Origin of the sequence: Polaromonas sp. (assembly GCF_012927415.1) — a bacterium.
GTDB lineage: Bacteria > Pseudomonadota > Gammaproteobacteria > Burkholderiales > Burkholderiaceae_C > Polaromonas.
In genome coordinates, this window is sequence record NZ_JABBPF010000121.1 from 1 (window position 1) to 9,070 (window position 9,070).

General features: G+C 60.0%; 7 protein-coding genes. 1 reads left to right on the forward strand and 6 read right to left on the reverse strand.

Features of this window, described 5'->3' with window-relative positions:
- The 5 genes from HHJ19_RS11550 to argS all read right to left on the reverse strand — a co-directional run.
- Positions 1-1,604: filamentous hemagglutinin N-terminal domain-containing protein (locus HHJ19_RS11550; protein ID WP_296907428.1), on the reverse strand; the 1,604-nt coding region annotated here is incomplete at its 3' end.
- Positions 1,605-1,680: 76 nt separating this feature from the next.
- A complete protein-coding gene (locus HHJ19_RS11555; protein ID WP_296907430.1) occupies positions 1,681-3,348 on the reverse strand; it encodes a ShlB/FhaC/HecB family hemolysin secretion/activation protein in 1,668 nt (555 codons plus the stop codon).
- A 694-nt stretch (positions 3,349-4,042) separates the two neighbouring features.
- Complete coding sequence (locus HHJ19_RS11560; protein WP_296907432.1) at positions 4,043-4,708, reverse strand: thiol:disulfide interchange protein DsbA/DsbL; 666 nt, start codon at positions 4,706-4,708, stop codon at positions 4,043-4,045.
- 213 nt (positions 4,709-4,921) lie between these two features.
- The gene (locus HHJ19_RS11565) at positions 4,922-5,596 is read right to left on the reverse strand and encodes an SPOR domain-containing protein (RefSeq protein WP_296907434.1); all 675 of its coding nucleotides are present in this window, start codon (positions 5,594-5,596) and stop codon (positions 4,922-4,924) included.
- 73 nt (positions 5,597-5,669) lie between these two features.
- The gene (gene argS / locus HHJ19_RS11570; RefSeq protein ID WP_296907436.1) at positions 5,670-7,355 is read right to left on the reverse strand and encodes an arginine--tRNA ligase; all 1,686 of its coding nucleotides are present in this window, start codon (positions 7,353-7,355) and stop codon (positions 5,670-5,672) included.
- Between the two features lie 144 nt (positions 7,356-7,499).
- On the opposite strand from argS, the gene HHJ19_RS11575 reads away from it, so the two are divergent.
- The gene (locus HHJ19_RS11575) at positions 7,500-7,799 is read left to right on the forward strand and encodes a PsiF family protein (protein WP_296907438.1); all 300 of its coding nucleotides are present in this window, start codon (positions 7,500-7,502) and stop codon (positions 7,797-7,799) included.
- A 214-nt stretch (positions 7,800-8,013) separates the two neighbouring features.
- On the opposite strand, the gene HHJ19_RS11580 is transcribed toward HHJ19_RS11575, so the two are convergent.
- Positions 8,014-9,027, reverse strand: coding sequence for a LysR family transcriptional regulator (locus HHJ19_RS11580; RefSeq protein WP_296907439.1), 1,014 nt, complete (start codon positions 9,025-9,027; stop codon positions 8,014-8,016).
- Between the last annotated feature and the right edge of the window lie 43 nt (positions 9,028-9,070).

The following is a 9,070-nucleotide window of genomic DNA, read 5'->3' on the forward strand; positions in this document are numbered from 1 at the left end:
AGCGTGATGAGAGGCGCCAAACCAGGATTAAACGCGTTATTCAGGATTACATCGCGTGCGGCGCATATTTCAATGTTGCCATCGGTCGTTGTAATGCCGGTAAGATTTTTGTCAGGCGCCAACAAAGTGGCACCACTCCTCACGATTGTTACATCGCGACCGCCGCTCAATAGAATACTGCCATTGGTCGTCGTGATCTTCGCATTCACGTTGACATCGCGCCCGCAACATGCCACAAAGTTTCCGTTGGTGGCGGTAATTGCCGAATTCACATTGACGTCCCGAACAGCGATCAATGTCAGCGTCGTCGGGCTCGTACTTGCCGTCCAGCTTACCGCCTCATTGACATTGATATCGCCGTTGCCCGGTGTTGCCGTGTAACGATTGCTCACTGGCGGAGTTCCGGCTGTAATCGTATCGGGTCCGGTGGCAGTTCTGATAGTGACGCTATTGGTAACCAGCAGGGTAGAGAGTGTTGAGCCGGAGATGTTGTCCGTGGCGCCACTGCCAACGGTGAAGTCCTGCGGGTCGATTAGCCAGGTGCCGGACATCCCTTGCGCCGCGGCAGTGGTGATTCTGGCATTGTTCGCTACCGTGACCCGTGCCGCCGAGGTTTCAATGAAACCCCCGTTGCCGCCATTGGGAGCACTGCCATCGATTAGGCCGCCTACATTCACCGTACCGCTTTCCATGCCACCCAGCAGCTTGATGGTGCCATTCTTGTTTTGCACCGTCTGGGCCTGAATCACGCCGGAGTTGTTGACGGCATTTGAAAGCAGGCTGCCTGCCGCCTGCGTGGTCATCAGTACTTGTCCGCCGTCGGCCTTGATCATTCCGCCGTTTTGAACCAGCGCATTGACAGCGCCTTGATCGACCGTGACGTTCAGCAGCCTGTCACCTGCAAGGTCAAGCGTGAGCGCATTGCCTGCGGCCAGGGCTACCGAGCCCAGTTTGGCGGAGATAACACCCTGGTTGCTGACGTTGGCGCCCAACAAGGCAATGTAGCCACCGTCCCCGCTGTTGATCGTCCCCTGGTTGACGACCGCGCCCTCGCCCGCACCCGTAAATCTGTATTTGCCCGCCATGAAGTCGGCATCGGTAATGGACAGGGTGGACGCTACCAGTCCGCCCACATTGACCGAGGCGCCCTTACCAAACAGGATGCCGTTGGGGTTGACCAGGAACACCTTTCCATTTGACGCAAGGCTACCCAAAATATTGGATGGATCCGTGCCAGTGATGCGGTTAAGCGCAATAGAGCTGCTGCCGGGTTGCACAAACTGAACAAACTCACCGGCCTTGATGCCAAAGCTTTGCCAGTTGATTGCCACATTCGGTGTGGTCTGGGTAATTGTCATGTTGGCCGAAGTGCCGCCAATTGTGGCGCTACCCGCTGACACCACACCGCCCACCGGCTGGGCCTGGATGCCTGCCCCGCAGGCCATCAGCAGGGAGAAGGCCAGGATTTTCAGCCTGAAGCTGCCGTCGCCTCCGCAAGCAGAGGTGCAGGACGAGATGTTTTTGCCTGCGCTGCTGGTGTTTTCGGACACTGCAACAAAGGTGCTTGTCTGGTCGTTCCAGATCGATCGGTGAATGAGGTTCATGAAAGTCTTTCGGCGTTTTCTTCAAAAATCAGGGTTTAATCTGGCGTCATGGCAGGCGAACCTGCCCAAAACGGGCTCAAAAGTATTTGACGGCCTGAATCCAGAAGCGGCCCGACTTGTCAGGAGCCGAGGTTGCAGTCCCGCTCCCCAGCTTGCGAGCATAAGAGGCCTTCACCACGAAGTTGTTGTATGCAGTCCAGTTCAGCCCGATGCCCGCACCACTAAGGGTTCGGCGGTTGTCGCCAGGTGCCCATGGGTTCTTGTTAAGGGTCACGCTGCCGGTATCGACAAAGCCGACAAGTTGCACCTGTCCGGGAATTTGCTCGGAAAATTTGGGCAGAAGCATTCGTGCTTCCAGCGTGAGAAGATAACCCTGGTCTGCGTAGGCTTCGCCTTCTGGGTAGGCGCGTACCCCGTTTATTCCGCCAAGCTCCATTTTTTCGGAAACGTCGAGGTTTTTCGAGGCGACCTGACCGTTAATACCGGCATAGAGAGATATGGTGTCAGTCACGCTTTGCAGCCGCATGGCACTGAAGCCCAACTTGGTGTAGCGACCGTTGCTCTGCGCGGTTGCCGCGTCCAAGGCTTTCAAAGCCGGGGTCTGGATGTCAAGGTTGCCGGCGGTCGCGGTGATTGCATAGCTGGTCAATCCGCCGCCACCCAGGCTGTCCCGGTGGTCGCCGCGCAGGCTCGCCATTAATGCCTGGGCCTTCTTGTCTGCGACGGTCGAGGTGGAGTCCACCCGGTCCTGCATGGTCTTTGCGTCAAAGGCAAGCCCGGCGTACAGGTTGGTGTCGCGCGAGCGGATCAGGGGATAACTGCCGTAGATACTTGCGATTTTTGCCGTGCCTTTGGCCTGCAGGCTCGCAAATTCCTTACCCAGTTCATAGCCCAGCCAGCTGTAGGCCAGTCCGGCTGTTGCCTTGCCGAACTGCATCTGGTAAGACGCCCGGGCATAGTTCAGACCAGAACCCGAGGTCAGTACTCTGAGCGAAGCCACATCACCCAGACCTGCCAGGTTGTTCAAGTTGACTGTCGCTCCAAGGCGGTATTCGCCGGTGTAGCGATTGCCGGCGTTGTCTGCATCGATGCTGCCCGTGACGCGCTGTCCGGGGGTGACATCAACGATCAGATCGGACGTGCCGATGGAGGCACCGGGCGCAAGCGTCGAGGTGACGTTGACGCCAGGAATGTCCGACAGCAAAAGCAGACGGCTTTCCAGCGGCGCAATGACGACCGGATCGCCGCTACCTATGCCGTCCAGTTGACCCTGAATCAGCGGGTCAGACAAATTGCTCTGGTTACGCACGGCAATCTTGCCGTACTGCCCCTCAATCACGGAAATAGTGACCGCTCCCTCCGTGATCTCCTGCGCGGGCACATAAGCCTGAGCCACGATGTAGCCGTTGCTGCGATAACGCTCGGTGATCTTCTGAGCCATGCCGCGAAGGTCGGCCAAGCTCAGTTCGCTGCCGGCTTGAAACCCGGTCAGTGCAATCAGTTCGGCTTCGGAATAGACGCGAGCACCCGTGACTCTAAGACTGTTGACGGTAATTTTCACTGCATCCGAGACGGGGCTTGCCGGAGCGGTACTCGGCTCGATCCGGATGGCGGGCGCTGCCTTTTGCGGGACCGGAGAGGGAGGAATCTGCTGTATCTGACTGCCGGCAGTGGGCGGTTGCTGGGCCAGCACGGTTTGACATAACGCCAGGATCGCAAACGGCAACAATTTAATTTTGAACACAAGGCGCCTTTGACATTAATAGTTTTAATTTCGGCCTCGCCGGATCAAAGGCGAGGACGATAGGTGCAGGGCTGAACACACGGGGCATTCGTACAAGATTTGTGTCGTGATACCTGTTACGTCTCGAGTTTATATCAAGGCTATTCGTAAACGTGGTAACGCTTTGTAGGACGCGACGCCGCCATTAAAAAAGGGGATTGGCCGCCTCTACTGTTTTCAGCCGTTGCAAGGGCTAAAACGCGAAAACCAAACGGGGCAAAAGACCCGGCACTTCAGAATGGACAGCCGATCAGCCTTTGGGCCACCCATGCCCTGTGAGCGGGCCCCGGCGATGGGCGAGCCGATCTGAGTTGGCCCGGCAAGGCTTTGCCTAAAACCAGCGGGAAAAGTGGGAGCGCTAACGCGCTTGTCTATCGTGCAGGAAGCGGTTCTGGAGTAAACCAAAAAAGTCGCCGTGCAGCCGATCAGCGCACCTCGAATGGCTGAGCGATAGTCAGCAGCTTGTGCAGCAGTCAGCAGTCAGCAGTCAGCAGTCAGCAGTCAATGAGATCGGAAAATCACACCTGGAAAATCCCCTGCTCTGTGGGAACAGAATGCCCGGTGCTGGAAAATGCGAATCATGCTCAACGCCCACGATGAGGGATGCCGCTAACTGCCCTGACACGGCCTCCGTGACAGGGGGCCGGTTTTCGTATTATTTGGCCTTGCCGCGGGACTGCTCAATCAGGTAATCGGTGACCTTCAGCGAACGTTCGAGCGTTTTGGCCTGCGTGCCGGAGGTGAAATAACGGCCACTGATGCCCAGCGCTGGCACGCCGTCCACGACGTAGGAGTCCTGCAGCTGTGTGGACTTGCGCGCCTTGGTGGCCACTGAAAACGAATTGTAGATCTCGAGAAATTTGGTCTTGGGAATCCCATGCTTCTCGGCCCACGCGGTGACCTGCTCAGCCGTGTTGAGCGTCTGTTTTTCAACGTGAATGGCGTTGAATACCTTGCCATGCAGCTCTTCAATCTTGCCCAGGCCCTCCAGCACGAAGTAAAGGCGCTGCTGCGGCTCAAAATCGGCCCGGAAGGCGACCGGCGCGCGTCTGATGTAGACGTCCTTTGGCACTTTTTTTGCCCAGGCCTCGAACTGCGGCTCGAAAGCATTGCAATGCGGGCAGTTGTACCAGAAGAATTCCACGACCTCGACCTGACCGGCAGGCGCTTCGGTTGGCGCGGACTTGTCAAGAGTCAGGTAGTCCGAACCGCTTCGGTAAGCCTGGGCCTGAGCAAAGGCTACGCCGGGCACACAAGCCGCGCCCAAAGTGGCGGCGGCAGCGACCGAGGCGGCCGAAATCGAGAATTCACGTCGTTGCATTTGATTTTTTCTCCAGGGGATAAACGGATACACAGGAAATCTGCCGACTGTCCCGTCATGGGCGGGATCCAACGGCGCTTGCGTCCCACGGTACACCGTGAAGGGTTTGATGCAGCGCCACAAAAAAGTTCAGCCCTATTTAGGGAATGCGCTGCGTCACGCTACATGGTGTCGGCTCGCGCGGGCTGAGCGTGCTGAGCGTGCTGAGCGGGGTCAGCGCTGCACCCGCACCAGCGCGGTTTCGATCGAATTATTGTCCAGCCGCTCCTTGATCCGGTCAGCCTCGTCTTTCCTGTCGAACGGACCGATGCGAACGCGGAAGACGGTGCGGCCGGCTTGCTCACGCTCGCTGACCCTGGCCTGCATGCCCAGCAACAGCAGCCTGGCACGCTGCTGCTCGGCATCCTCGGGCGTGCGAAAAGCACCCGCCTGGACGAAGTAATTGAAAGGATCAGCCCCCGATGCCTCTGACCTCGCTTTGGCCAGGTCGCCCAGCGGGTCGGCCGAAGGTGCCGGTTTGGCGGGGGGCCTGACCATAGCAGTGGCCGGTGCGGGCACCGTGATCGAAGCGGCAGATTTGGGTGGCTTGACGATGACCGGGTCCGGCACAATGAGTGGCCCCGGCGCAACGGAATCGGGCGTCGAAGTAACGTCGCCCGACGCCGACGGCGCCCTGGCAGGATTTTTCCCGGCTAGCGGGGCGTTGGGGTTCCAGTCCTTGTTTTTCCTGGCTTCCGCCGCATCGCTGTCCGGGTTGCGCGTCTGGATCTTGTTCATGAAAGGCACCGGCACCTTGGTGATGTAGACCGCCACGGCGAGCGCCGCGCCCAGCCCGACCAGCGCACCGATAATCAGGCCCAGCAGGGTTCCGCCTCGTTGTTTTTTCATACCTTGCCCAATGACTTTTCAATGACTTGCATTAATCCGGATTTCCTGCGTATTTGAGGGCGTCAAGCCAACTTTACATTTTGCGCGGCGCGCTGACGCCGAGCACAGCCAAGCCATTGTGCAACACCTGAGCGGTGGCCGCGACCAGCGCCAGACGCGCCAGCTTGACCGCTTCGTCGTCGACCAGAATCCGCTCTGCGTCATAGTAGCTGTGGTAGCAGGCGGCCAGCTCGCGCAGGTAAAACGCCACATCGTGCGGCGCCAATCCAGCGGCAGCATGGCTCAGCATCTCGGGGTATTTGGCCAGCAGCAACATCAATGCCTGGGCTTGCGGACTGGACAGCGGCGACAAATCCACTTGTCTGAGCTGGCTTTCATCGCCCCCCTGGCCCACCCAGGTTGTCAGGATGGAACAGATGCGGGCGTGCGCATATTGCACGTAGTACACCGGGTTTTCATTGTTTTTGGCCAACGCCAGGTCGATGTCAAAGATGTACTCGGTGTCGGGCTTGCGGCTGAGCAGGAAGAAGCGCACGGCGTCGGCGCTGGTCCATTCGATCAAGTCGCGCAGCGTGACATAACTGCCGGCACGCTTGGAAATCTTGACCTCTTCGCCGTTGCGCACCACGCGCACCATGGTGTGCAACACGTAGTCGGGATAGCCCTGGGGCACGCCCGCATTGGCGGCCTGCAAGCCGGCGCGCACGCGGGCAATCGTGCCGTGGTGGTCCATGCCCTGGATGTTGACGGCCCTGGCGAAGCCGCGCTCCCATTTGGCCAGGTGGTAGGCCACGTCCGGCACGAAGTAGGTGTAGCTGCCGTCGCTCTTTCTCATCACGCGGTCTTTGTCGTCACCGTAGTCGGTCGACTTGAGCCAGAGCGCGCCATCCTGCTCGTAGGTTTTGCCCGCGTCTCTCAGACGCTGCACCGTGGACTCGACGCGGCCCGAGCTGTACAGGCTGGACTCAAGGTAATAGTTGTCAAACCTGACCGAAAAAGCGCGCAAATCCAGGTCTTGTTCATGGCGCAGGTAGGCCACGGCGAACTGGCGGATCGAGTCCATGTCTTCGACGTCACCCGAGGCTGTGAATTCGCGGTCGTCTGACTTGACGGTTTTGCGCGCCAGAAAGTCAGCTCCGATGTCGGCAATGTAGTCGCCGTTATAGGCCGGCTCGGGCCAGCCGGCATCACCGGGTTTCAGCCCTTTGGCGCGCGCCTGGGTGCTGGTCGCCAGCGTATGGATCTGCACGCCGGCGTCGTTGTAATAGAACTCGCGCCAGACCTGCGTGCCTTGCGTCGCATACAGGTTGCAGATCGCGTCGCCCAGCGCCGCCTGCCGGCCATGGCCCACATGCAGCGGCCCGGTCGGGTTGGCGGAAACGAACTCGACGATCATTTTACGGTTCTCGTCGGCCGGTTTCGTTCCGTAGCCGCTTCCCGCCTGCAGCACCTCGCGAACCGTTTCCTGCTTGGCAGCGGGCTTGAGCCGGATATTGATAAAGCCCGGACCGGCAATCTCCACGGTCTCGACCCAGCGCTCGAAGGCGGGGCTTTGCAGCAGCAGGGCGCGTAGCGCGTCGGCCGTCTGGCGGGGATTCTGCTTGAGCGGCTTGGCCAGCTGCATGGCGGCGGTGCAGGCGAAATCGCCGTGGGCCGCCACCTTGGGCGACTCAAAAGTGGCCTTGTCGCCCGCGCCGGGAGAGAGTTGTTCAAGCGCGCCAGCCAGGGCTGCGAGCAGGTCTTTTTTAATCGATAACATCAACGGATTTTACGGTCAAGCCAGGGGCAGGGCCGTTGCGCATTGGCGCTCCCGGTCATCGGATTTGCCCGGCCCCACGTTATGTGTTGGAATTCCAGCCGGAACTCAATCCCGATTCCAAACCCCCAACTTATTGGAGCCATCATGAAAAAGCTGTTGTCCCTGACTGCCGTCGCCTTCGCCCTCTCGATGGGTCTGTCCGCCGCCCAGGCTGCCGATACGCCGGCAAAAACCGCCCAGCAGGGGAAAATGGCCAGTTGCAACAAGGACGCCACCGGCAAAAAAGGCGATGAGCGCAAGACCTTCATGAAAGAGTGCCTGAGCGCAAAAAGCGAAGCCGCTCCGGTGACCCAGCAAACCAAGATGAAAACCTGCAATGTCGACGCCAAGGGTAAAAAAGGGGACGAACGCAAGGCGTTCATGAAAGAGTGCCTGAGCAAATAAGCGCCGCTTCCTGGCCTCGACAGCAGCCCGCAGCAACTTGCGGGCTGTTCTCGTTTCAGGCCCGTGCAACGCCGCACCGCAGCCGCGCCAGGCTGGCCGGCTGGTCAGTTAGCTATTAATTAAATAGCATTAAATGACCGTATTACCTGGACCTGACGGCTATTTGTCACTAAAACCGGGGCCGGTTGCCACGGCAGAGGCGCGCCGGCCACGCTCAAGCTTGCAAGCGGGCGGCCATGCCAGCAGTCTCCCGCAACGCGGATGAGGAGCGCCAGAACTCGGGCCGGCTGTAATGGTGTTTCAGGAAATCTATCCATAACCGAACGCGCAGCGGCAAATGCTTGCGCTGGGGAAACACGGCGTAAATGCCGTTGGGCGGCGCGGCAAAATCTTCCAGCACGGAAACCAGCCTGCCTGCCGCGATTTCCGACTCGACCTCCCAGGTGCTGCGCCAGGCAATGCCGTAGCCGCCCAGGCACCAGTCGTGCAGCACTTGTCCATCCGAGCAGTCCAGCGGACCGCCGGGTTTGAGGTGGATCACCTCGCAGTCGCTGCCAGCCGCCGCGTCCGTAAGAACGCCTTCTTGTTGCCGCCCTACGGCGTTGCGCGGCACGCTGAACGCCCAGCCGCGCGTTTGCGAGGCATCGCTGGACAAACTCAGGCAGTCAAATTTCGCCAGCTCGCCTGGGTGCTGCGGCGTGCCGTGCCGTTCCAGGTAACGCGGCGTGGCCACGCACAGGCGGCGGTTGTCGGCCAGACGCACACTGACCAGCGACGAATCGGGCAGGTCGCCGACCCGCACCGCGCAGTCAAAACCCTCGCCCGCCAGATCCACCACGCGGTCGCTCAGGTTCAGCGTGATCGTCACCTCGCCATGCTGCTCGCGGAATTTAGCCACCAGGGGCGCGACATGACGCCGGCCAAAACCGGCTGGCGCGGTAATGCGCAGGTGGCCGCTGGCTTTCACGCCGCCGGCCGACACGCTGGCCTCGGCGTTGGCCAGGTCGGCCAGCAGCCGCTGGCAGTCTTCCAGGAAAGCGCTGCCCTCGTGCGTCAGCGTAATGCGCCGCGTCGTGCGAACCAGCAGCTTGACGCCCAGTCGCTGTTCCAGCGCGTCAAGCCGCCGCCCCATGATGGCGGGCGCCACGCCTTCAGCCCTGGCAGCCGCCGTCAGGCTGCCGCGTGCCACCACCGAGACAAAAGATTCGAGTTGCTTGAGTTTGGCCAGTGGCTTGAAGTGTGGGCACCAAAGTCAACAATTACGGCAACGC

What these genes read in the sequence shown, in the direction of transcription:
- argS (WP_296907436.1), bottom strand. Translation starts at nt 7,355, where the DNA reads ATGTTATCGATTAAAAAAGACCTGCTCGCAGCCCTGGCTGGCGCGCTT.
- HHJ19_RS11565 (WP_296907434.1), bottom strand. Translation starts at nt 5,596, where the DNA reads ATGAAAAAACAACGAGGCGGAACCCTGCTGGGCCTGATTATCGGTGCG.
- HHJ19_RS11560 (WP_296907432.1), bottom strand. Translation starts at nt 4,708, where the DNA reads ATGCAACGACGTGAATTCTCGATTTCGGCCGCCTCGGTCGCTGCCGCC.
- HHJ19_RS11575 (WP_296907438.1), top strand. Translation starts at nt 7,500, where the DNA reads ATGAAAAAGCTGTTGTCCCTGACTGCCGTCGCCTTCGCCCTCTCGATG.